Annotated in this window: 20 protein-coding genes; 15 read left to right on the forward strand and 5 right to left on the reverse strand. The window is 47.8% G+C overall.

The window, feature by feature from the left end; translation table 11 throughout:
• The first annotated feature begins 244 nt into the window (after positions 1–244).
• The 3 genes from BC343_RS15975 to BC343_RS15985 all read left to right on the forward strand — a co-directional run bounded on the left by BC343_RS15975 (position 245) and on the right by BC343_RS15985 (position 5180).
• Positions 245–1279, forward strand: coding sequence for an IS110 family RNA-guided transposase (locus BC343_RS15975; protein ID WP_078346504.1), 1035 nt, complete (start codon positions 245–247; stop codon positions 1277–1279).
• A 263-nt stretch (positions 1280–1542) separates the two neighbouring features.
• A complete protein-coding gene (locus BC343_RS15980) occupies positions 1543–2523 on the forward strand; it encodes a GLPGLI family protein (RefSeq protein WP_078348819.1) in 981 nt (326 codons plus the stop codon).
• Positions 2520–5180: a TonB-dependent receptor gene (locus BC343_RS15985; protein WP_078348820.1), complete on the forward strand. Its 2661-nt coding sequence runs from the start codon at positions 2520–2522 to the stop codon at positions 5178–5180. The genes BC343_RS15980 and BC343_RS15985 overlap by 4 nt, the downstream gene beginning before the upstream one ends.
• Before the next feature lie 260 nt (positions 5181–5440).
• On the opposite strand, the gene BC343_RS15990 is transcribed toward BC343_RS15985, so the two are convergent.
• The 4 genes from BC343_RS15990 to BC343_RS16005 form a co-directional block, all read right to left on the reverse strand.
• Positions 5441–6778 carry a TldD/PmbA family protein gene (locus tag BC343_RS15990; protein WP_078348821.1) on the reverse strand — a complete coding sequence of 446 codons (1338 nt, stop codon included), beginning with the start codon at positions 6776–6778 and terminating at the stop codon, positions 5441–5443.
• Between the two features lie 3 nt (positions 6779–6781).
• Positions 6782–8416, reverse strand: a complete 1635-nt coding sequence (locus BC343_RS15995) for a TldD/PmbA family protein (protein ID WP_078348822.1) — start codon at positions 8414–8416, stop codon at positions 6782–6784.
• Positions 8417–8482: 66 nt separating this feature from the next.
• Positions 8483–9112 (reverse strand): RDD family protein, encoded by a 630-nt coding sequence (locus BC343_RS16000; protein ID WP_078348823.1) that lies wholly within the window; start codon positions 9110–9112, stop codon positions 8483–8485.
• Positions 9113–9151: 39 nt separating this feature from the next.
• A complete protein-coding gene (locus BC343_RS16005; protein WP_078348824.1) occupies positions 9152–9778 on the reverse strand; it encodes a DUF4159 domain-containing protein in 627 nt (208 codons plus the stop codon).
• Positions 9779–10143: 365 nt separating this feature from the next.
• Between BC343_RS16005 and BC343_RS16010 the strand changes: the two genes are divergently transcribed.
• The 11 genes from BC343_RS16010 (at position 10144) to BC343_RS16065 (ending at position 23632) form a co-directional block, all read left to right on the forward strand.
• Complete coding sequence (locus tag BC343_RS16010; RefSeq protein ID WP_238381790.1) at positions 10144–11181, forward strand: AAA family ATPase; 1038 nt, start codon at positions 10144–10146, stop codon at positions 11179–11181.
• 126 nt (positions 11182–11307) lie between these two features.
• Positions 11308–12186, forward strand: coding sequence for a DUF58 domain-containing protein (locus BC343_RS16015; RefSeq protein WP_238381791.1), 879 nt, complete (start codon positions 11308–11310; stop codon positions 12184–12186).
• A 292-nt stretch (positions 12187–12478) separates the two neighbouring features.
• Positions 12479–13951 (forward strand): BatA domain-containing protein, encoded by a 1473-nt coding sequence (locus BC343_RS16025; protein ID WP_078348827.1) that lies wholly within the window; start codon positions 12479–12481, stop codon positions 13949–13951.
• Entirely contained in the window at positions 13944–16055 is a 2112-nt protein-coding gene (locus tag BC343_RS16030) for a DUF4175 family protein (RefSeq protein WP_143822227.1), read from the forward strand. Before BC343_RS16025 ends, BC343_RS16030 begins: the two co-directional genes overlap by 8 nt.
• Positions 16052–17830: a hypothetical protein gene (locus tag BC343_RS16035; RefSeq protein WP_078348829.1), complete on the forward strand. Its 1779-nt coding sequence runs from the start codon at positions 16052–16054 to the stop codon at positions 17828–17830. The genes BC343_RS16030 and BC343_RS16035 overlap by 4 nt, the downstream gene beginning before the upstream one ends.
• Positions 17831–18087: 257 nt before the next feature.
• Complete coding sequence (locus BC343_RS16040) at positions 18088–19725, forward strand: TldD/PmbA family protein (protein WP_078348830.1); 1638 nt, start codon at positions 18088–18090, stop codon at positions 19723–19725.
• Between the two features lie 3 nt (positions 19726–19728).
• Positions 19729–21060 (forward strand): TldD/PmbA family protein, encoded by a 1332-nt coding sequence (locus BC343_RS16045; RefSeq protein ID WP_078348831.1) that lies wholly within the window; start codon positions 19729–19731, stop codon positions 21058–21060.
• A 55-nt stretch (positions 21061–21115) separates the two neighbouring features.
• Positions 21116–21391, forward strand: coding sequence for a DUF2683 family protein (locus tag BC343_RS16050; RefSeq protein ID WP_143822229.1), 276 nt, complete (start codon positions 21116–21118; stop codon positions 21389–21391).
• Positions 21388–21648 (forward strand): Txe/YoeB family addiction module toxin, encoded by a 261-nt coding sequence (locus BC343_RS16055; RefSeq protein WP_078348833.1) that lies wholly within the window; start codon positions 21388–21390, stop codon positions 21646–21648. Before BC343_RS16050 ends, BC343_RS16055 begins: the two co-directional genes overlap by 4 nt.
• Before the next feature lie 76 nt (positions 21649–21724).
• Positions 21725–22384, forward strand: coding sequence for a hypothetical protein (locus tag BC343_RS16060; protein WP_078348834.1), 660 nt, complete (start codon positions 21725–21727; stop codon positions 22382–22384).
• Positions 22385–22627: 243 nt separating this feature from the next.
• A complete protein-coding gene (locus tag BC343_RS16065; RefSeq protein ID WP_078348835.1) occupies positions 22628–23632 on the forward strand; it encodes a phosphotransferase enzyme family protein in 1005 nt (334 codons plus the stop codon).
• On the opposite strand, the gene BC343_RS16070 is transcribed toward BC343_RS16065, so the two are convergent.
• Positions 23615–24433, reverse strand: coding sequence for a hypothetical protein (locus BC343_RS16070; RefSeq protein ID WP_078348836.1), 819 nt, complete (start codon positions 24431–24433; stop codon positions 23615–23617). The genes BC343_RS16065 and BC343_RS16070 overlap by 18 nt on opposite strands.
• Before the next feature lie 68 nt (positions 24434–24501).
• On the opposite strand from BC343_RS16070, the gene BC343_RS16075 reads away from it, so the two are divergent.
• Entirely contained in the window at positions 24502–25074 is a 573-nt protein-coding gene (locus BC343_RS16075; protein ID WP_078348837.1) for a Crp/Fnr family transcriptional regulator, read from the forward strand.
• Positions 25075–25144: the final 70 nt, after the last annotated feature.

Here is a 25144-nt window from a genome sequence, read left to right on the forward strand (position 1 = left end):
CTCCTATGTTTGTTACCAATTAATATAGCTAATAATTTTGTATTGAGTGAAGGAGTATGAGAGCCGATTTGTGCTCAAACAACTCATGAAGTATGTTCTCGCAAAGATACGGCCTCATGCTCTTTTGCCCATTGGAGTTTGAACAGAATGTAAGGCATACTGCATAGCGGTATAGCTTGGATATCCAACCAGGAGACAAAACGAAGATGGGTTATTCACTTATTAAAATAGATATTAACAGGTGATGACAAGTGTTTTAAAGCAAGTTGCCGGCATTGATGTGGCACAAAAGGAATTAGTAGTATCGTTAGGCAGGATAGGCAGCTCCCTTGAGAAGGATATTTACGCTTGTAAATCGTTCGCCAATAAAGAATCGGGCTTTAAGGCTATGCTGGTTTGGGTAAGCAAGCATAGCGTAAACACTACCAGCGTAAGGTATGTGATGGAAGCCACCGGCGTTTACCATGAGAAGCTGGCGTACTACCTGTCCGACAACGGTTACGAGGTTAGCATAGTACTACCCAATAAGATCAGCAACCATATAAGGTCGCTGGATATCAAAACCATTACTGATAAAACTGCTTCAAGAGGCATTTGCGATTTCGGGCTTGGTACAAAACTGGAGGACTGGCAGCAACCGGAGAAGGGGTTCAAAACATTAAGGCAGTTAACCCGGGAAAGGGGGCAATTGATAGCAGAACGTACGGTGGCTAAGAACCAGCTGCACGCCGAGCAGGCAGAAGCATACCCTAACGAAAGGAGCGTAGCCAGGCTCAAAGATCGTATCGGGCTGTTCAACAGCCAGGAAAAAGAAGTTAAAGAAGAGATCGATGCCCTGATAAAGCAAGATGCCGAATTGACTAAAAGAGTACGTACTATTACATCTATCCCCGGCGTAGGGTGGCTTACGGCAGTTACCATCCTTGCAGAAACGAATGGCTTCAACCTGATCCGCAATAAAAGGCAACTGGTAGGGTATAGCGGGTTGGATGTAAAAGTTAAAGACTCGGGCACTTCGGTAAAAAGTAAGCCTCGTATATCCAAACGAGGGAACCGTTATTTACGGAAGGCAATGTATATGCCTGCATTAGCCGCTATACGTAGCGACAAGCATTTCAAAGCAGTGTTTGTGAGGTTAGTATCTAAACATGGAATTAAAATGAAAGCGGCGGTAGCGGTGCAGAGGAAGTTATTAGAACTGGTTTACACCCTTTGGAAAACAGGCGAGAGGTACGACAGCCGCTACCTGCAAGTACAAAGCGAGGAAGCAACCTCATAAAATAGTTAGGGTGGTTAAAGCTAAAGCCAACCACCCTAAACAGGCTGGCATAAAGCCGCCTTAGACAACAAAAGTAAAAAATCATTTGGTAATCAACACAGAATCTTTGCGGTTAATTAACGACTATGTTGAACGACCAAACACCACCAAACTGTTAAAAATTGTTAAACGTTACGAATTTATCGTAGAATAACTAATTAAATAGTTATGTTTGTTTTGTAATTACAATTCAGCCTTAATTTTTAACAAGATATCACAACATCATGAGAAACCTTTTCCTCTTTTTAAGCTTCGGCATTATTATGCTGCAGGCCAGGGCACAAAGCCCCGAAATGGCAAAAGCCACTGTGCGCTATAAGTTTTCGCACCTGCGCGATACCACCCAGAAGGATAAACCCTACACCGAGAACATGATACTGTTTTTGGGCCAAACCGCCAGCGCCTACAAAAGCTACGACCGCAAACTGCAGGATGCCTTAATGAAAAAACAGGTAGAGCAGCAAATGGCAGAGCAGAAGGGGAGCGGCAACGTAAATATTAAAGTAACCGGCGGCAGGCCAATTACCCGCTCGGAGATATACCAGTTCCCGGCGCAGAAAAAGATGATGCGCAAGGAGAACCTGATAACCCCATACCTGATAGAAGAACCGATGCCGACTATCGACTGGAAAATAACTACCGATACCGCAACTTTTGGCACTTTACTTTGCCAAAAAGCTACCGGCCACTTTGGCGGGCGTGATTATACCGCCTGGTTTTGCCCCGACCTGCCCTTCCGCGCCGGTCCGTGGAAGCTGAACGGATTGCCGGGTTTAATTGTAGAAGCTTACGATACCAATAAAGAGGTAGAATTTAAATTCGACGGGATGGAACAGGTGGTAGCCTCTGAAAAACCTGCGGATGCAGCAAATACCCCTCCGCCGCCACCAAACCCCGATGGTGCCGTAATACGTATCAGCGGCCCGGATGATAACCAGGACCCTAACTTAATAGCCTTGCCTGCCAATGCGGTAAGGACATCGCAAAAAGAGTTTGATAAACTGCAGGCCGCTATGCGTAAAGACCCGCAAGCCTTTATGGCCGCTATGGGCGGCAGCGCAGGCAATGCGGGCAACATAGCAAGGTCTGCCCCGGGCGGTTCTGCAGGCTCCGGTCCTGTTGGGCAGATACGTTCGGTAAGTGTTAACGTAGGTGGCGCACCAAGCGTTATTAACAACCCATTAGAGTTACCCGAAAAGAAATGAGCAGGCTATACAAAGGCGCGGTAGTATGCATTTTGTGTATGCTGTGCCACTGCTTTGCCTTTGCGCAAACCATAAAAGGCACGGTTACTGATAGCCTAGGTAAGGCGGTTTCATTTGCCGGCGTAAACCTTAAAAGCGGGAGCCTTATTGTTGCCTACACTAATACCAACGATAAAGGTGCCTATGCGCTGGCCATCCCCGCTAACGCCGACAAGGCCAACCTGCAGGTAGAGATAAGCAGTATGGGCTTTAAAAAAGCAAGTCAAAAAGTGACTGATGTGGCGGCGGCTTATAACTTTACGCTGTCGCCCGCTTTTAACCAATTAAAAACGGTTACTATTAAGGATAAAAACCCGCGGCTGAAAGTGCACGGCGACACCATCGACTACAAGGTATCTGAATACAGCAGCGCTAACGACCGCGTGATAGGCGATGTGATAAAGAAGATGCCGGGCATTGCTGTAGAGAAGGATGGTAAGATAAGTTACAATGGTAAGTCGATATCGGGTTTGTACATTGGCGGCGATAATTTGTTGGATGATAAGTATAACGTAGCTACCAATTCTATCCCCCATGGCGTGGTTGATAAGGTGCAGGTGATGGAGAACCACCAGCCCGTAAAAATGTTGAAGGATAAGGTGGTGAGCGAGGACGTGGCCCTGAACCTGAGCATTAAAAAAGATGCAAAAATGCAATTGGTGGGCCAGGAAACCCTTGGCGGCGGGCTGCCCGATAAGTACTATGCCGACATTAACGCCATGATGTTTAAGGATAAGTACAAGGCCATCAACTATATCAAGGCTAATAACACCAGTTTTGATGTAGCGGGCGACCTGGTATCGCATAATGGCGGCCCTTTTGCCAGCCGCGATAACGATAAGCCTGCTACCGTATTGTCTTTAGGCACAGCCGGCGACCCGAACCTGCCGAGCAACCGCTACCTGTTCAATAAGGCGGGTATCATCAACCTGAACAATTTGGTGAACGTAGAGAAGGATGTGCAATTGCGGGCCAACCTATCGTACCTGCACGATACCCAGAAACAGAATTACACCAAATTCAGCGAGTTTTATTTGCCTAACGATACTATACGCTATACCGAAACCCAGACCAACCGCCGCCGTCCCGACTATATGCATGCGCAATTGGGTTTGAATATTAATAAATCGAAGTTTTTCCTGTCGGATTATTTCAGCGCCGATTACAGCAAAAATACAGGCTACTCGGCATTGGTAACCAACGGCACGCCCGTTAACCAGGTTTTTAAGGATAACCTGATGGATATTACCAACGAGTTCAATTACATGAAAACCTTAAAAACGAACATCATCGAACTCTACAGCTACCTTAACCGCAGTACCGAACCCGAGAACCGTGTGATAGAACCCAACCTGAATCCGGATATATTCAACAACAACTTGGCTTACAAGCAGCTTACCCAAACCGTTGATGTACCCAGCTGGTACACCAACAACTATATAGGTTATAAAATACCGGGCAACTCGGTTACGCAAACTTATCGGGCGGGTTTCAGCCTTCAATCGCAAACCCTAAACTCGGCATTGAACATTACGCAGCTGAATAACACCACCACCTTGGTGAGCGATAGCGCCCTGAATAATTTAGACTGGAGCCGCAGGCGTGTTTATGCCGAAGCCGGTTACGATCTCCCCGGTACTATCTGGAAGGTGAATGTGAGCCTGCCGGTAAACTACTTAGGCATTAATTATAAAGATGCCAATTACCGATTGGATAAAAGCCTGAACCGCCTTTATTTTAACCCGAGGCTATACGTTAAATACCAAAGCGGGATAGAGAATTACTTTACGCTGGGCTACAATTTCCGCAATGATATCGGCAACATCCAGGACGTGTTCAACGGCTACATCCTGAAAAACTACCGCAGCCTTTACGCCAACAATGCCGACTTGACCGAACGTAAAACGCAAGCTGCCAGCCTGGGCTTTAATTACCGCAAAGCCATTACGCTGTTCTTCTTCAGCCTGAATGCATCGTACAGCCACCAGGATGCCAACAACATTGCATCCAGTGTGCTTACCAATAATATTCAGCAGCGGATAGTACTGCCGTTCGATAACAACATCGATTCGTGGGCATTGGCAGGGAGTATCAGCAAGTACTCTTTTGCATGGCGCACTACATTTAGCGCAGGTGCGGCGGTGCAAACCACCAAACTTAACCAGATACAAAACGGTATCATTCTGCCTTATAATACCATCGGCACAGCGGTAACATTTGGGGCAGATACTAAGGTGAGCGGCCGTATCAATACCAGCTACAAGGCAAACTACAACCAAACCACCAGCCGCTCATCGGCTGTAGCGGGTAGCAGCCGGGTAAGGCAACTATTCCAGCAGGCATCGGTAAACTATAATCCCTTCGGTAACCTGTTCGCCACAGTAGCAGCCGACCATTATTACACCCGCCAGCAGGATAACGACTTTAAATACATCTTCGCCGATGCTACGTTGAAGTACAAATTCAACAAAATAAAATCAGACCTGGAGCTGACAGCCCAAAACCTGTTCAACACCAAACGGTACGATGCATTGTACCTATCGGCAAACACGCTGACATCAAGCAGCTACGCCATACCCGGCAGATTTTTGTTGGTGAAGTTTACGTTTAATATTTGAGGGGGGGAGGATTTTACCACAAAGCGCGCAAAGAAAAAACACAAAGAACCACAAAGGGAGTTAACACGAATTGATTCTAATTGTATCGAATTTCACGAATTTTTATTGTGCTTCTGAATTGAGAATAACAGCCTTGATTTGTAAAATTTGAATTAATTCGCGGAATTCGTGTTCACTCATTTTTAGTAAAAAAGGGCGCAAAATTGATTCCTCAACTTTGCGCCCTTTGCGTTTAAATAGCCATAGCTGCTAACCAACTACTATATCGCATCTGATAACGACGAGAACGTAAACTCCTTTATCCGCATAGGCGGTATCATGGCGTTTTGGCTGCTCTCGCCACTTACAGTGCGTTCGGGTATGCCAAGGGCATCCAGGTTGTTCAGCATAATTACCGGGCTTTCGTTAAAGCGCAGGTTTTTTATAGGGAATTTTATCTGCCCGTTCTCAATGTAAAAAGTACCATCGCGGGTAAGGCCGGTGTATAGCAGTGTTTGCGGGTCAACCGTGCGGATGTACCATAGGCGGGTTACCAGTATGCCTTTGTCGGTGCCTTTTATCAGTTCGTCTAAGGTTTGGGTGCCGCCATCCATAATAATATTGCCCGGGTAGGGGATAGGTGCAACGCCTTTCTTTTGCGCCCAATAGCGCGAATAGGTAAGGTTTTTAACAACGCCTTTTTCTATCCAGCTGCGTTTTACCTGCGGTTGCCCGTCGCCGCTCCAGCTGCTGCTGGGGAGTTCGGGGTTCCATGGGTCGGTGTAAATGTTTATGCGTTCGTCAACCAGTTTTTCGCCCAGTTTGGTTTTGCCGCCGGGTTTGCTCAAAAAGCTGCGCCCTTCGTCGGCGCTGCGGGCATCAAGCCCGCCGTACAGTTGCTCCAACAATACAATACCTGCCGCAGGCTCTAATATCACGGTGTATTTACCCGGCTCAATAGCACGTGCATTTGCCGAACCGCTTGCTTTTTTGGCAGCAATTTTGGTAAAGGCCAGCGTATCCATTTTGGCTACATCGTTAAAACCTTTTGTGCTGTAGCCCGAGCCCTGGCTGTCTGCCGTGCGGAGCGTTACCGAAAAGTTGATATCGGTAGAGGTATCATAAGCAAATAAACCGTGCGAGTTCATCATGGCGGAAAAGCCTGCGCTGTTTTGCAGGAAGCCTGCTGCGGTTAGTTTGTTTTGCTTGGCCACATCAAGGCTTTGCGCAACCATGGTGGTGCGTTGTGCCGGTGTTATGGCAGCCGTGGCCGGTTCGAAGGTTTTCGACTTTGGCTGGTAAGTTTGCGGGCCTAAAAAAGGCATGTACTCGGGGTTCTCGGGTGCCAGTTTGGCCAGCTCTTCCGAGCGTTTTACGGCTGCGGAAATGGCTTCATCGGTATACTCATTTAGGGTAACTATGCCCAAACGTTTACCAAAGGCCGATGATATGGCCATGCTGGTAGAACTTAACGAACCACTGGTAGATACCGAGTTGCGGGCATAACGGATATTGGCCGAATCGGAACCGTTGAGGCTCACCTCGCATTCGTCGGCTTTGGAGTAGCTAAGCGCTTTTTTCAGTATCGCTTTGCATTCGTCTTCAGTTAAAATGGCCATATCTTAAATTTTTCTTGCTGTGTTAATTACGTTAACCCCTTTGAACAGGGCAGTTGATGAACCATGAGATACCGCGCTGGCTTGCATAGGCTGCCCCTTACCGTCGAAGAACGAGCCGCCCAAACGGTAATCGTTTTTATCGCAAACGGCTGCGCAGCTATTCCAAAACTCCTGCGTATTGGCTTGGTAGGCAACATCGTTTAACATGCCTACTATTTTGCCATTCTTTATCTCGTAATAAAGCTGCCCGCTAAACTGGAAGTTGTAGCGCTGCTGGTCGATAGAGAAAGAACTGTCGCCAATAATGTAAATACCTTTCTCCACTTTGCTTATCATTTGCTCAACATTCAGCGGCGTTTTGCCCGGTTGCAGCGATATGTTTGGCATACGCTGGAATTGTACGTCCTGCCAGCTTTGCGAGTAGCAGCAGCCCTGCGATTCTTTAAGGCCGATGATGTGCGCCTGGTCGCGGATGGCCTGGTAGTTTACCAGTATACCATCTTTAATAATATCCCACTGTTTGGCACCTACGCCTTCATCATCATACCCAACGGCACCCAGCGAACCGGGTTGCAGTTTATCGGCAACAATATTTACATGCTCGCTGCCGAACTTGAATTTTTTCGATTCCCATTTATCCAGCGTCAAAAAGCTGGTGCCGGCAAAGTTGGCTTCGTAACCCAACACACGGTCAAGCTCCGATGGATGCCCTACCGATTCGTGGATGGTGAGCCACAGGTGGCTTGGGTCTAATACCAGGTCGTATTTGCCCGGCTCTACCGTTTTTGCTTTCAGCTTTTGGGCCGCCTGTAATGCTGCAGCGGCCGCATCTTCGTGCATATCATAGCGGTCGCGGTAAAGGGTGGTTTGGCTTTTTATTTTATCGCTATCGCGGGGTATCAAATATTCGTAACCCATACCGCGTGGAGCACTCAGGGCGCTTCGGGTTTCGAACTTGCCGGTTTTCTCGTCGATCTTGGTAACACCGAAGATAGGCCAAATGCGGTGGATATCCTGATCGATGTATGAGCCATCGGTACTGGCAAAGTATTTCTGTTCGTTCACAAAAAAGAGTACCGAGTTTACATAGTTAGCACCATTTTTAAAGGCCGCCTCGTTTACGGATAGCAGGAGGTCTGTTTTCTCCTTCATCGGCACCTCAAAAGCATTCTTTTCGATAGGTGTTTTCCAGCTTACTTCGCCATAGCCTTTTTGAGGGGCCAATTGCACCGGGTCGCTTTGTATACGGGCGTTCTCTTTGGCAATAGCAACGGCGGTTTCGGCGGCGCGGGCAATACTGTCGTTATCCAGTTTATCAGTTGCGGCAAAGCCCCAGCAGCCATTGGCAATAACACGGATGCCCATGCCATAGCTTTCGGTATCCACAACGTTCTCGATGTTGTGGTCGCGGGTAACAACAAACTGGTTAAGGTAACGGCCAATGCGGGCATCGGTATAGGTGGCACCTTTGCTGCGGGCGGCGTTGAGGGCAACATCGGCCATGCGTTTTTTCAGGGCCACATCCACATCGCGCATGCGTGTGCCGGGTACCACAGGGCTGCCCATGGCAGTAAACCTGCTAAGCATGGATGCGCTGATGCCCATGCCGGTAAGGTAGAGGAAATCTTTTCTTTTCAAGGCGGTACGTTTATTTGCCTAATATAGGCAAAGCCGCCGAAGAATTTACAACAAACAGAAGTATTGTTACACGTCGCGGCGTATCACGTAGGTTTTGGCCAGCATATCGTGCCAGCCCTGGCGGCGCTCGCTCCAAAGTATGGGCAGGTACCCAATACCTAAAACAAACGACCATAATATCTTAGTGAAATTACGTACCAGTGCCCTGCCCACGCTCAGGCGGCGGCCATCAGCATCTACCACGGCCAGCTTACAAAGCATTTTGCCAATGCTGCCCCTCATAGGCGTACTTTCGCAAAGCGTATTATAAAGCGCGAATACCGCGGTTAAGAGTAAATTTAGTTGCAGGCGCTGCATCTTCTGCTCCACAGTAATAGTAGTGCTGGTGAAAAGCGTTGCCATTTGCTCTAAATAATCAGAAGCTAACAAGGCGATAGCGAAGCCAAGGATGATAGAATCGATAAGATAGGCCAGCAGCCTTACCCAAAAACTGGCCAGGTTACCTTCGGTAGGGAAGTAAATGCCTTGCGCCTCGAAGTATTCAAAAAATTCCGATACGTACGATGCTTCCTGCCATTCGTCGCTGCCGGGTACCAGTATCATGGTATCCACATCCAGGTGTTGCTGAAACATTTCCTGTAGCGTAAATGGCCCTGTTTGCTGCCCGTTCTCCCGTATATAATAGCTATCGTTCATCTGCAAATTTTGTGCACAGCAAACATACTCAATACCTGTTTACGAATTAAGCGCATACACAATTATATTAACGCCAAACTTGGTGTTGTCCTCTGCCATAAAACGCTTATTACGGAAATCGTAATCCCACTCGCAGCCGTAATCTTTGCTGCTGTATAATACGGCAATGCGCCCGTTTATTTCTATGGCCTTCAGATAGTCGTGCACTAGGTCGTCGCCCCAGCCGTTGAGTTCGAAAGAAGTAGTTGGCGGGCCTTTATCGAAACTAAAAAAGGAGTGGTACAGCTTATGGTTGTTGGGTATCTTTTTGAGTGCTGCCGGGCCGAACAATGCCGCCATTTGCGCCTCGAATGATTTGGCGAATAGCCCGTCGATATCGTGGTTACAATCATCCACAAATACAAAGCCGCCGTTTTGCACGTACTTTTTAAAGTTGGCCTTCTCTTTGGCATCAAACTGTACCAGCTTATGCCCGCTGAGGTAGCAGAATGGGTAATTAAAAATATCGTCGCTGCTGAGGGGGATAACTTTTTCGTGCGGGTCGATGGGGATGGTGGTATATTCTACCAGCGAATTGAGCAGGTTGGAGGGCATGCGCTGGTCGGTATCCCAATCGCCGCTATGGTAGCTTAACCTTGTAAATGTGAACTTTGTGCCCTGTGCCATGAATTTTCGAATAGCTAAATTAGGATAAAATTTTTGTCCGCTTGGTAATACAAGCCTAACAAGGTTGTAAAGTTTTAGATACTTTATTGAGTTTTTGGTTAAAAAGCATGGTATTTAATTAAAAGGGTAATATCTTGTGGGGTATTCCATAGCGATGGGTTTGAAACCCATCGCTATGGAAGGTGGAGTGGCTTTGCCGCTGTCTCCCGTCAACTCACCCCGCCTACGCTACCGCTGGGCGACCCTCTCTGCTTCGCAAAGAGGGTTAAAATGAAGCTCACCCTCTTTTCCGCAGGAAGAGAGGGTCGGGCAGCGACAGCGTACCCGGGGTGAGTAAAATAACGACGCATGCCGGGTACATAGCGATGGGTTTCAAACCCATCGCTATGTACCCGGCGCAAAACAAAAACAACACAACATTGGAACTCACCGAAAATAACATCAAAGCCCTGCTGGCCAAGCTGCCGCAGCTAAAAACCGAGATACAAAAGGTAATTGTAGGGCAGGACCATATTTTAGACGAATTGCTGGTAGCATTCCTGGCGGGCGGGCATTGCCTGCTGGAGGGGGTGCCCGGGCTGGCCAAAACGCTTATCGTTAAAACCATGTCGCAGGCCCTGCATTTGGCCTTCAGGCGTATACAGTTTACGCCCGATCTGATGCCAACGGATATTATTGGCACCGAGATATTAGAGGAAGACCATGCCACGGGCAAACGTTTCTTTAAATTCAACAAAGGGCCGCTGTTCGCCAATATTATTTTGGCAGATGAGATAAACAGGACACCGCCCAAAACACAGTCGGCCCTGTTGGAAGCCATGCAGGAATTTGAAGTGACCTACGGCGGGCAAACCTATCCGCTTGATAAGCCATTCTTTATACTGGCTACCCAAAACCCTATTGAGCAAGCCGGCACTTACCCACTGCCCGAGGCACAACTCGACCGTTTTTTATTGCTGATAAAAATTGGCTACCCTACCGAGCAGGAAGAGTTTGATATATTGAACCGTACTACCGGTGCTAAAAAAGCCGATGTGCAGGCGGTTATTTCTGCCGAAGAAATTATGCAGGCGCAGGCATTGGTAAGGCAGGTAAATATTAACGAGGACCTAACCCGCTATGTAAGCCGTATCATCCGCGCTACCCGGCCCGGTACTACAGAAGTAGCTTACGTAAAAGAATGGGTACGCTGGGGCTCCGGCCCCCGCGCAGGCCAGGCGCTGATACTAACCTCCAAAGCCCGTGCATTGCTGAAAGGCAGGTACAGCGTACTAATGGAAGACATCCACGCCATGGCACCGGCAGTACTGAGGCACCGAATACTGATGAATTTTAAAGCCGAAGCGGAAGGCATCACATCTGATAAAGTGGCGGAGGAGTTGCTGAAAGTTATAGCGCGTTAAACCATGATTCGCATGATTTAAGGATTAGCCGATGCTTTCTTTCTAAATCAAGCAATCATGTAATCAAGCGAATCAAGTTTCAGAAATAAACCAATCTCTAATCAACTAATCACTAATCTCTATACCTTGCTCCATCCCAAAACATTAATGGCCATTAAGGATTTGCCACTACTGGCGAAAACGGTTATTGATGGCTTTATGAACGGGTTCAACAAAAGCACGGTAAAGGGTCCGGGACTGGAGTTTAGCCAGTACCGTAGCTACCAGCCCGGCGATGATCTGCGCCAACTGGACTGGCGTATGTTCGCCCGCAGCGATAGGTATTACATCCGCGAATCGGAAATAGAGACGAGTATCTCCGTGAGGTTTTTGGTAGATGCCAGCGCATCCATGAACCATGACGATGATGGGATTAAGAAGATAGACTACGCACGCTTCGTTGCAGCATCATTAGCTTACCTGGCCAACCTGCAGGGCGATAGCGTAGCACTGAACGTTTTTAAGGATGGCGAACTGTTTTCGCTCCCCTCCAAACCCGACCCGCAACATTTGCAAAGGCTGTTTTACCATTTGCAACAGGTAAGCCCGGCCGGGGCGTTCACCAAGCCCGTGTATTATAAAGAGCTTTTTGCAGGCAATGGACGTAAGGAACTATTGGTTTTCATAACCGATATGTACCAGCCGGAAGGGGAAATTAATGCCCTGCTTACCTCGTTGGCGGCGTTGAAGCACGAGATCATTGTTTTCCACCTGATGGGGCAAAACGAACTGGACTTTGATTTTAAAGGCTACACCACCTTAGAGGATCTGGAGACCAGCGAAACCATACAGGTAAACACCGCGCGTGCCAAAGAAGCTTATACGCAAAGGCTGCAGCAGCATTTGGCGGGCATTAGGTCAGAGTTGTTAGGTAAACGGATATCGTACCGCATGCTGAGCACCTCGCAACCGCTTGATGAGGCGTTGAGGGATTATTTGGTTCAGAGAAAGAAGGGGGCGTTATGATGAGGGGAGTAAGATTTAAGAATTGCTGCCAGTATAGCGATGGGTTTCAAACCTATCGCTATGTTTTAAATTCTTTCGTGGTTCGTCCGCTCGGCGAGTTGACTCACCCGGCCGACGCTATCGCTGGGCCACCCTCTCTACTTCGTAAAGAGGGTTTTAAAATTGAAGCTTACCCTCTTTTCCGCAGGAAGAGAGGGTCGGGCAGCGATAGCGAACCCGGGGTGAGTAAAATTAGCCGCTTGATGAAGTTAGATAACCATTCACCGCTCACAACTCACCATTCACTATAGCCATGCTATTCAGTAACCCCATATGGTTCATCGCATTGGCGGCTATCGGTATACCGGTAGTTATACACCTGTGGAATATCCGCCCGGGCAAAACGCTGAAGGTGGGGAGCATTGCACTAATAACCGAAGCAAGTAAAACCAGTAGCCGCAGCTTTAAATTGCTGGATATTTTATTGCTGATACTGCGTTGTCTGCTGCTGAGTTTACTTGCCTTTTATTTGGCTGGTCCGCTGTGGCATTATTTCTCGCCTGAAAAGAAAGCAAAGGGCTGGGTGCTTATCCCGAAGGAGAATTTTAGAGAGAGTTACGGGAAGTTCAAGCCTCGCGTCGATTCATTGATAAAGGCGGGTTACGAGTTTCATGAGTTTAATAAAGGCTTCGCAAAGAGGGACTGGCAGAAATTACTGGCCGATACTACGTTGCAAGATACCGTAAGCAATAAGAACTATTGGGAACTGGTCAAACAACTGGACGCGGCACTAAATCGGGGCACTAATGCCTATATCATCACCCCGAACCTTGCGCGGAATTTTAAAGGAGATAAGCCGTTTATTCATTTATTTTTCCGTTGGGATAGCTATACCCCGGCAGATTCGGTAAGCCGATGGATAGCCGGTGCATGGATGAGTAATATCGGTGACATAAAAGCATTGGTTGGTAATAGCACCCCAATGGGCACTTCTTTTACTACACAAGCTGTGCAAGCGAACGGCGATAACGGTATCGCCCTGAATGTAGCCAACGGACAGCCTGCCGTTAGCCTTAAAAACAGCGGGCAGGCATCGGTTGATGTTGATACCACAGAATTAACCATCGCTGTTTATTCGGATAAATATGCCGTAGATGTGGGCTATTTAAAAGCCGCTTTAGAGGCAGCAACAAACTTTATAGGCCCCAAAGCAAGCATCAAACAATATACCGCCCCGTCGCAGATCCCCGCAGGGCAAAAGTGGCTGTTTTGGGTTTCGGATGCGCCTTTGGATAGGCGTTTAATTGATGAAACTTCACAGGTGTTCCGTTACGAACCGGGTAAAGTGTCGGACGTAAGCACTACGATCACCCCGGGCAATTTTAGTTTGGCCAAACTAATAAACGCCCAACCCGCCGGCGAAGTAATTTGGCAGGATGGTTTCGGCGGAGCAGTGCTGGCAAAGGAGCAAAGAGGGCAAACAAGTGTCTATCATTTTTACAGCCATTTTAACCCCTCCTGGGGCGATATGGTTTGGAGCGATGCCTTCCCGCAACAGATATTGAAGCTACTCAGCGGGCAGCCTTACCAGGTGCCGCCGGAATACGATAAACGCACTTTGAGCGCTAAGCAATTGTTGCCCAATAGCGCTGTGAACAGCTACACACCGTCGTCGGTAGCCACAACTTCGTCTAAAGATGTGTCGCCTTATGCTTGGTTACTTTTGTTCGTGGTATTTTTTGCAGAACGGCTATTGGCTTATAAAACTAAAACCAATAATGGCTGAGCAGGGCATACATATCATCAGCCGCTTGCGGAGGCGTTATGTGGCGTACCGGGTACTCTCCTGTGTGCTGTTTTCTGTTGCTATTGCGCTATTTGTTTTCGGCGGGCTTTTCTTGTTTTTTAAGCCTGTTATTTGGGCAGTACCTGCGTTTTTTATTTCGCTGTTCGCCTTATTCAAAATAAAAAAGCCATTGTCGGCAAAAAATGAGGAAATAGCGGCATTCCTGAATAGAACCTATCCCGAGGTAGAGGAAGCCGCCGAAATTATCCTCATTCCCTCTAAGCACCTAAACACGCTGCAGCGGCTTGCTTGTGGTAGGGCAGAGAAGGCGCTTTTAGGATTAAGGGTAAAGCATAAGCATTTCAGGCGCGGGTTCTGGCATTCGATTTGGGTAGCAGAGTTAGCACTGTTGTTTGTATTCTTGTGCCATATCGCTCATGAGATAGGTGGGCATCCTTTCACCGCCGTTCCCCCGTCCGATGTACAACAACCTCTCCCGCCGGAGAAAGTACTGCCACAAATTGATGGCGTAGAGCTTACTATTATCCCACCTGCCTACACGCACAAACCTTCACGTACGCAGGATAGGTTCAACCTTATTGCCGAGGAGGGAGCCAATGCACAATGGCTTATTAAAACCAATGTGGCACTCAAAAATGCTTTCCTGCTGTTTAATGATAAAGAGCATATCGCACTAAAAAACACTAACGGTGGCACCCAATGGCAGGCGGCCAAAACCATTAGCCAACCGGGTTTTTATCAGGTGAGTATAGATGGTAAACTATCCGAGCCTTACCAGGTGCAGGTGATCAAAGATGCTCCGCCCGTGGTGCATGTTAAATCGCCAAAGCCTTATACCTACATAGATGCAGGAGAAGTGCCGCAGGTAAATATCAATGCCTCGCTTACCGACGATTACGGCATCAGCGCTGCTACCATTATGGCAACCGTTGCAAAAGGCAGGGGCGAGGGTGTGAAGTTCAAAGAGTATAAACTGGCATTCAACACGGCATTTAGCGGGCAGCCACATTACGATGCGCAAAAGCTGGTGAACCTTCCAGCCCTGAATATGGAACCAGGCGACGAGTTGTATTTTTATGTGGAAGCCAAAGATACCCATAACCAGCAAAGCCGCACCGATGTGTTCACCGTTGCCATACAGGATACCGCCGAACTGTTAAGTATGGATGGCGTGCTGAGCGGCGCCAATGTAAAACCCGAGTTTTTCCGCAGCGAAAGGCAGATTATTATTGATGCCGAGCAATTGTTGAAAGATAAGGATAGTATATCGGTAGAAAAATTCAACGCCCGCAGCAACGACCTCGGTATCGACCAAAAGCTGCTACGCCTGCGCTATGGCAAATTTCTGGGGGAGGAAGATGAGGTGGTAGAAGGCCCTAAAGGAAACGATGGTCCGGTAGATCCTGCCGATTTCAGTAATGCTGCCAAAATATTAAAAGAGTACACCGACGACCACGACAAAGCCGAAGATGCCCAGTTCTTTGAGCCGGCTGTAAAGGCACAGCTAAAAGCCACTCTCACCGAAATGTGGAAGGCCGAACTGCAATTGCGTTTATACAAACCAAAAGATGCGCTGCCATTTGCTTATAAAGCATTACGCTTGCTAAAGGACTTGCAACAGAAGTCGCGCTCATACGTGGCAAAAACAGCTTACAACCCAACCCCCATTAAATTAGAAAAACGCCTGACAGGCGAACTGGACAAGGTGATACAACCCACCGCCAAACAGGAAATGAAACCCGCGCCCGAACCCTATCAGGCGCTAAAGAATGCTATAAATGTATTGGAGCAATTAAAACAAAACCCCAAACTGACCGAAGCGGATAAACGGATATTACAAGCCGCCAACGGGCAGCTTAGCCTCCGCGCATCGGCACAGCCGGGGAGTTATGTGGCAGCTTTGGGTGCCATGCGGCGTATACTCGCGGCGCAAACGGCGGATCTTAAAGATATCGCTACGGTTGAAGCTGCTATCCAAAAAACGATATCGGCACCGGGGGCAAAGCCGTCAGCGCAAGGGCAGTCGGCGGATATGGGGCTATCGCGAAGCTATTTTAAAAACCTTAAACAAGCCAAACCATGATGCAGGCAAATTGGGCATACATCGTAATTGGGCTTTGCTTGTTGCTGGCCGTATTTATGCTTTGGCAGGAGTTTGCGCGAGCCAATAAAAAACGCCTTGCCCTGCGGGCAACTGCCGTAGTTTTGGCTGCCGCGATGTTTGCCTGTATAGCTTTGCCGATAAGCTACCAAAAGGATGCAGTCGGCAACGCAGAAGAGTATATATTGCTTACAGATGGTTTCCATGCCGATAGCCTGAAAGCAGCCCCTAACCAACATGTTTTTACCATTGATGCCAAGGTGAAAAAGGCATACCCATCTGCAACATTATTAAGCGGCGTAAGCCAACTTACAGATACCCTAGAAGGCGCCTCGCTGCAAGTATACGGCTACGGGTTAAGCCCGGCAGCCTTAGCGCAAATGGATAGTCTTGCGCTGGTATTCCATCCATCTCCAATCCCGGCAGGTGTAAGTAACGTCGGTTGGAAACAAGAGATAAAAGCAGGTGAGGCTTTACAGGTACAGGGCAGATACAATAATTCATCGGCGCAAAAAGTAAAACTATTGCTTAATGGGCTGAATACGGTTTTGGATACTGTAGTTATTAAACCCAATGGGCAATACGATTTTCAATTAGCTACAAAGCCAAAGACTTTAGGGCGAGTAGTGTATACGCTGCAGTCGGTTATGGATGGAGATACTGTGAACCTCGGCAGCATTCCTGCTCAAGTAGAACCCGTAAAACCTCTGCGCGTGCTGATGCTGGCATCTGCCCCAAATTTCGAAAGCAAGTTTCTGAAGAACTGGCTGGCGCAAAACGGGTATGCGGTAGCAGGTCGCTCGGCTATCAGTAAAGATAAGAACAGCAGCGAGTTCATTAATATGCCGCAAATTTCGTTGGATAGGCTGTCGGCATCCATCCTTGGTAAATTTGATGTGGTGATGGGCGATTTGTCTACACTGAATACGCTCAATAATACCGATGCTGGAGCGTTGAAACAGGAAGTTGAGAATAAGGGCTTGGGCATCATCGTCCGTGCCGATAGCGCAGGCAAGAGCAGCTGGTTGCAAAAGAGTTTCCCGGTGCAGGTATCGGCGGCAAAAGAGGTGCCGGCTTCTCTCTCCATCAACGGGCAAAAAACCGCATCCGCAAAGTTGAATATTGGCAATACCTATATCGTTTACCAAAACGGCACGCAGCCTATAGCTATAGCGCCTCAAAGCCGCATTGTAGCCAGCGCTGCCTTATCAGGTGCGGGGAAGTTAGTGTTTACCACCTTAGATAATACCTACACCTGGGCATTAGATGGTAACACCCGCGACTATGCAACCTTGTGGTCGGCGTTAATAAGCGCTGCCGCGAGGCGTGATACTACAAGCAAACAGGTTTTAATGACCGGCTCGCTTGCGATAGCGAAAGAGCCCGTCCGCTTAACTTTTGCACAAAGCCGTCCAGCACCTGTCCAGATAAACGGGGAGTACGTTGCGGCAGAACAAAACCAAGCTATTCCCTTCGAATGGAGCGCAACCTATCGGCCAACGCAAAACGGCTGGCAGTCATTCGCCCAAAATGGTAAAACCGAATGGTGGTACGCATATAATAAGCAGGAATGGGGAGGAGTACAAGCCGCTGAAAAACTCGCCGCCACACGCCAATACGCCGCCAAAAATAAACCCGGCAACATTGTAACGAAACAGATACAGCAAAAACTTCGGATTGAAGTACCGAAGATATATTTTTATATGCTGCTGCTGGCGGCTTGTACGTTCTTGTGGGTGGAGAGGAAACTTTCCTGATATAGAATAGAAGCGATAATGGGAGCAGGGGGTACGCGCGATTCCCCTCTTGAGAGGGGTGGAGGGGTGTGTTAGCCACAATGCATAGTGCCCAACACACCCTTCGCCTGTTCAAGCGTCTACGCTTGAACAATAGGATTTGTAAGCGTCCACGCTTACATTGATACGGGAGCGTGGACGCTCCAAAACGTTTTTCAGTCAAGCGTGGACGCTTGACCGGGCATATCATAAAAGCTTTTTACTGATTATAAAAAAATATGAGAAGACGGGATTTTATTTACTTAACGGGGCTGGGTGCCGGGGCAATGGCTTTGCCCAACCTATCGGCCTTCGGTAAAAGCATCGACGTGCAGGAGGCCCTCAACCCTGTAGATGCCAAAATTAAAAAGGAGCTGAGCGATGCCGGGCTAAACGCGGCTAAGTCGGCAGGTGCAACGTATGCTGATGTGCGCATCGGGCGTTACCTCAACCAATTTGTGATAACCCGCGAGAACCGCGTGCTCAACGTGGCCAATACCGAAAGCTATGGCGTAGGCATTCGCGTGATAGCCAATGGCTGCTGGGGCTTTGCAGCCTCAAATGAGGTAACCAAAGATGGCATTGCTAAAGCTGCCAAACGCGCCGTTGCTGTGGCTAAAGCCAATGCTAAACTGGGAAGTGCACCTGTACAATTGGCTCCGCAAAAAGGCTATGGCGAGGTAAGCTGGAAAACGCCTATCGAGAAGAACGCCTTTGAGGTGCCTATCAAAGAAAAGGTAGACCTGTTGCTGAATGCCAACGGTATTGCTATGAGCAACGGTGCAAACTTTGTAAACTCAATGGTGTTTGCCGTGAACGAGCAGAAGTATTTTGCCTCGACGGACGGCTCTTACATCGACCAGGATATCCACCGCTTGTACCCAACGTTTACGGTTACGAAGATAGACCCTACAAAAGGCTCATTTGAAACCCGTAGTGCTTTAAGCTCGCCGGTGGGGATGGGCTACGAATACCTTACGCCAAAACCATCGGAAACCGTTGCCGGCATTACCCCGCGGTACAAAAGCCGCTACGATATGCTGGAAGATATCAAATTCGCCACCAAACAGGCGGGCGAAAAAATAAACGCCAAATCGGTTGAACCGGGCAAGTACGACCTGGTGCTGGATCCAAGCCATCTTTGGTTGACCATCCACGAATCGGTTGGGCACCCTACCGAACTTGACCGCGTACTGGGTTACGAGGCCAACTTTGCCGGTACCAGCTTCCTCACGTTGGACAAATGGAAATCGGGCAACTTCAAGTTCGGTAGCGATAAGGTGAACGTGGTTGGCGATAAAACACAGGTAGGCTCGCTGGGCGCTGTGGGTTACGACGACGAAGGCGTGGGCACCAAAAAGTGGGACATCATTAAGAATGGTGTGCTGGTAAATTACCAGGCCATTCGCGACCAAGCGCATATTATCGGTTTAAAAGAATCGCAGGGCTGTTGCTATGCCCAAAGCTGGCAGGACGTACAGTTTCAGCGTATGCCTAACGTATCGTTACAGCCGGGTAAAGAAAAACTAAGCGTTGATGATATGATCAAAAACGTGGCTAAGGGCATTTACATCATCGGCAACGGCTCGTTCTCTATCGATCAGCAGCGCTACAACTTCCAGTTCGGCGGGCAATTATTCTATGAGATAAAGGACGGCAAGATCGTAGGTATGCTTAACGATGTGGCCTACCAGGCCAATACGCAGGAGTTTTGGAACAGCTGCACACAGGTTTGCGATGAAAGCGATTATCGTTTGGGCGGCTCGTTCAACGATGGTAAGGGTCAGCCAAGCCAAAGCAGCGCGGTATCGCATGGCTCATCCACAACAAGGTTCAACGGGGTAAATGTTATCAACACAAAAAGAAAGATCGGGTAAAATATGGCGATATATACAAAAGAACAGGCACAGGCTTTATTAAAGAAGGTGCTTAGCTATTCAAAAGCCGATGAGTGCGAAGTGAGCCTTAGCGGCAGCGAAGGAGGCAACGTACGTTATGCGCTAAACGCGGTATCAACCGCCGGCGATATCAGTAGCGTGGGTTTGGGCGTAACATCTGTTTACGGTAAAAAGGCAGGTACGGCAACCATCAACGAATTCGATGATGCTTCGCTGGAGCGTGTGGTGCGCCGTTCGGAAGAGCTGGCACAACTGGCTCCCGAAAACCCGGAGTATATGCCTATGCTCGGTCCGTCAACATTTAAAGAAGCTATTACCTACAACGCCAACACCGCCGCCATGACGCCCGAAAGCCGTGCAGAAATGGTTGGCAAAAGTTTGGAGGTTACTAAAGCTGCCAAGCTAAATGCAGCAGGCTTTTTAGAGAACTCTACCGGCTTTAACGCGGTAATGAACTCGAAAGGCTTGTTCGCTTATAACAAAAGCAGTGATGTTACTTTCTCGGTAACCACGCGCGATGAGGCCGGTACAGTTTCGGGTTATGCCGCCCGTGGTTTTACGGATGTAAGTAAGTTGGACACGGCTTCGGCAACGCGCGTAGCTACCGTGAAAGCAAACGCCTCAAAAGGAGCGCGCGCCATTGAGCCGGGTAAATACACCGTGATATTGGAGCCTGTTGCGGCTACCTATATGTTGGAGAATATGTTCCGTTTTGATGCCCGCAGTGCCGAAGAAGGCCGCAGCTTTTTAAGCAAAAAGGGTGGGGGCACCCGCCTGGGTGAGCAACTAATGGACCCGAAAGTGAACATCTATTCGGACCCCTTTAACCCCGACCTACCCGGCAATACCTGGGGTGGCGACGGCCTGCCACGCGAAAAAACCATGTGGATAGATAAGGGCGTGGTGAAAAACCTGTCGTACTCGCGCTACTGGGCGCAGAAGAAAGGCGTAGCACCGGTACCCGGCCCAAGCAATATTATTATGGATGGCGGCGATGCCACTTTAGAAGACCTGATCAAAAGCACCGAGCGTGGTATATTGGTTTCGCGCCTGTGGTATATCCGCATGGTAGATCCGCAATCATTGCTGTTAACGGGGCTTACGCGCGATGGTACGTTCTACATAGAGAATGGTAAGATAAAATACCCGGTGAAAAACTTCAGGTTCAACGAGAGCCCGGTAATTATGCTGAACAACCTGGAAGCCCTTGGCAAACAAGAGCGCAGCATCAGTGTAGAAAGCTACCGTAGCTACCTCATCCCGCCAATGAAGATCAGGGACTTTACGTTTAGCTCTTTGTCGGACGCGGTTTAAAAAAAGTTTGCAGTTGCCGGTGGGCAGTTCGCAGGAACTTTTAACACGATCAGATTTGCCAACTTTTAAAAAGTTGGCAAATCTTGTGATTGATAAGAGAGTGTTTTGCGGAGTGATTTGTAAATGCTTAAATTTGTTTATGACAACACTTATTGTACATCCGGATAATAAAGAAAAATTGAATGCTATGAAGGCGTTTATGAAAGCTTTAAAGATCTCTTTTAAAGAAGAGGAATCGGGATATGATCCTGAGTTTGTTGCGAAAATTCAAAAAAGCAGAGAACAGGTCAAAGCCGGCGAAACCCGGGTAGTTAATATAGACGACCTGTGACCATACAATTCACCAAGCAAGCCGATGAGGATCTGGACTATTTCAAAAGGAGTGGAAACCTGCAAGTAGTCAAGAAAATTAAAGAGTTACTCAATGCCATTGTTGAAGATCCTTTTAGAGGAATTGGCCAGCCTGAACAATTAAAATACGACTTGTCTGGCGCGTGGTCGAGGAGAATCAACAAGGAGCACAGGCTTGTATATGAAGTTGAAGGCGATATCGTTTTCATATTATCATTAAAAGGACATTACGAATAAAATTATACAGCATCCCCGCAAGGGGATGTTTTGTTTTACAGGTTTTGAAATGTATTTTTAGGCAAAACTATTACTTATGGAAACGCCTGAACCAAAAGAAGATGCACCTGTGCAGCCCATTGTGATACCCGGTCCGGTGGAAGTATTTTCTACCAAGGGCTGGAAAGAATACTTCAGCGAATCGGCTATGATCGTATTCAGCGTGCTGGTGGCGCTGGCTTTAACCGAAGTGGTGAATTACTTCCACGAAAAGAAGGACACTGCTGAAACGCTGCAAAATATCAAAGAAGAGCTGGTCAAAAACAAACGCTTTGAGCAGGAACAGTACGTTTACCAAACCATGGTGCTGAAGAACATCGATTCGGCATTAACGCACCCTGAGTTTTTGCACCTGGTGATACACGACGGCGAACTGCACTTGAAACACATTGCCCCCGAAGGCATTTTGTACCGCGACCTAAGCAAAGTGGCCTGGCAGGTGGCCCAAAGCAAAGGCATTACCACCCGTATAGATTTTTCGCTGGTAGAGAAGATCACCAATATTTATGAGCAACAAGCCCGCATTGATAAACTGGAAGACGAAATAGCCGCCATCCTGCTAAAGCCCGGTGCCCCTGCAGATGCTAACGCCCGCGAGAGTTTGATACTGGTGCGCGATGCCTACCACGGCTGGGCCTACGACCGCGCCCCTGGCTTGATAGAGGATTACGATAAGACGATAAAAGCCTTAGAGTAAGCAATTTGATTACCATCCATGTCATCTCGAGCCATAAAGCGAGGGGAATGGGCAGAGGAGGGTGAGAGATCCTCGACGCCGCGGCATTCCGTCAATGCAATGCCAATGCAAAGCATTCATGCAATACGTTAAAGGTTTCTTCTCACGCCCCGCGCTATCCCGCCCCTCGGTTCGTTCGAAATGACACGGGCGATTAAAGTTGTCAAATCTAAACCGTTTCTTTGCAGCCCCAATTTTTAATGTATGCAGCCGTTTCCCGTTATTAGTTCTATCGTATCTGCCGAGCATATTGGCTTTTTTGTGCAACAAACGTATGGGCTTCCTGCCGGGGCAACCTGCCAATTGCTGAAGACCGGTATCAACCACACTTATCTTATCACGAGCGGTAAAGGCAAGTTCGTGTTCAGGTTATACAGCCTTAACTGGCGTAGTAAAGAGGAGATTGGCGAGGAAATTAAGTTACTTAACGTATTGAAGGACGCCGGCGTTTCCGTGTCGTGCCCCATTGCGGATAGTAGCAATAATTACATCAACGAAATATTGGCTCCCGAAGGCCTGCGTTACGCGGTGCTGTTCTCTTTTGCCGAAGGTGATAAGGCCTTGAACTTTTCGCCTGAGTTGCATTACAAGGTTGGTGAAACGATGGCGCAGATACACCACTTAACACAGGATCTGAATTTGCAGCGTGTAACCTACACGCCGGAAGTTATTCTGCAGGAACCTGTTAAGCTTTTCGGCAAATTCCTGCCTGCCGAAAGCGAAGAAATGCAATGGATGCTGTCTGCTCAAAAATACCTGCTGAATGCAATAGCAGGGGCAGATGATGCACAGATGCGTAAAGGCGCGGTGCATATGGATATCTGGTTCGATAATATGAATATCACGCCCAAGGGTGCGGTAACTATTTTCGATTTTGATTTTTGCGGCAACGGTTGGCTGGCCTATGATATTGCGTATTATATTTTGCAGCTGCACAGCACCGAGAAAGACGTAGCCGAACGAGAGCTAAAAAAAGAGAGTTTCCTGGCCGGCTACGAATCTATAATGCCTATTAGTGCCGAAGAAAAACGCATGTTACCTGTTTTGGGCTTGAGCATGTATTTGTTCTATTTAGGTATACAGGCGCAACGGTTTGATAACTGGAGCAATGTGTTTTTTAACGAAATCTATTTAAAACGTTTTATAACCCTGCTGGTACGCAAGTTTTTTGAAGAGAATGTTTCGAGCGAATCAATTGATGTGCTTTAGTGTGTATTTCAATTGCCCCATCACCATCACTTTGTTTTTTGCATCGGGTTTTGCATCGTACAGTAAAAGCTCATCTCCTTTAAACACATAAGTATAAACCGCCTTTTTGTTGCTGTATTCGTCAAAGGTGATCAGATCGAGGTTTTTGAAAGGGCCGGGTTTCAATTCTTTCTCTATAAAGTATTTCCCGTGCCCCGGCAGCCCACTTACCGTGCCATCGGCGGTAAAAGTTACAAGAGTTGTTTTTCCGCCTGCTAAAAGTTGGTATTTGCCGGCCATCAGTGTTTTATTTATGGCATAGTCCAAGGCATTGCTCAGGTTACCGTCGGGGTTAACGGGGAGTATGCGGTTATAGCGGGTTTTAAATAATTGTTGGTTATAAATCTGGTACAATATCAGTGCGGTATCGCCGCCGGTAATTTCGTAACCCAATTCGGCATCATCAAACAGCAAGCTGTTCGGGTTTTTGCCGGGCTTATCTCTTAACACCATAGCCCCCGGGTTTTGGTTATCCCAGCCAACTTCTACACGCAGCGTATCTGCCAACAAAAGGTTACTATCGATCACCAACCCGCTTACGCCAACCACCTTATCTACCGCTGCCAATACCGACTTGGTTTCGCGTACTTTTTCGAAATAATCGGTTTTTACCCAAACGCCCTCGTATATGTGTACAAGTTTTTTTAACAGCGACGTTTGTTTAGCGGGTACAGCAGCCTTAGCAGGTTGCTGCTGCGCAGGTTTGCTTTTGCATGCTGTTAGCAGGGCCGCGAGTATAAAAAAATAGAGTGCTTTGTTCATATCGGGCAAGGGGTTTTCCCGTAGCTAATGTACATAATAATATCAGCCTTTAAACAGATATTTGTGGCATGGAAAACTCTTTGCCATTGTTTTTGCAGCAACTAAAACCATTGCCGACAGAGGATATGCAGCAAATAAATGCAGCCTTCGAAGTAAAGTATTTCAGCGAGGGCGAGTACCTTTTTAAGGCAGGGGGAGTGTGCCACCACATGTTTTTTATAGTAGATGGCGTGCTGCGTATTATGGCCGCTAACGAGAAAGGGAACCAGATCACGTATTTCTTTTTAAAAGCAGGCCAATTATGCACCATCCTGAAAAGCTTTAACGAAGGCATTATTGCTCACGAAAGCATACAAGCGGCATGCGATGTGCAAGTTGTTGTAATTGGCAAGCACCGTTTGGAGGAGTTGTACCTTGCATTTCCGTATTTAAAGGAAATGATAACCCAGGCATCGCAAAATACGCTGCTTGCCAAAATAAGTACGCGCAATGCCTACCGCGGGCTCGATTCGGCAGAGCGTTATAAATTGTTTATGGAGCAGCAAAGCTATATCGCGCAGCGCGTATCGCTTACGGATATCGCTTCGTATTTAGGCATTACGCCGCAATCGCTCAGCCGTATCCGCAAAAACATCAGGTGAATGTATTAATTACCAAATGATAAACACGGGCTTACTTTTAGGCCGCATATTTGTTTAACAAACACATCTA

This window comes from Mucilaginibacter pedocola, from assembly GCF_002013915.1.
Lineage (GTDB): Bacteria > Bacteroidota > Bacteroidia > Sphingobacteriales > Sphingobacteriaceae > Mucilaginibacter > Mucilaginibacter pedocola.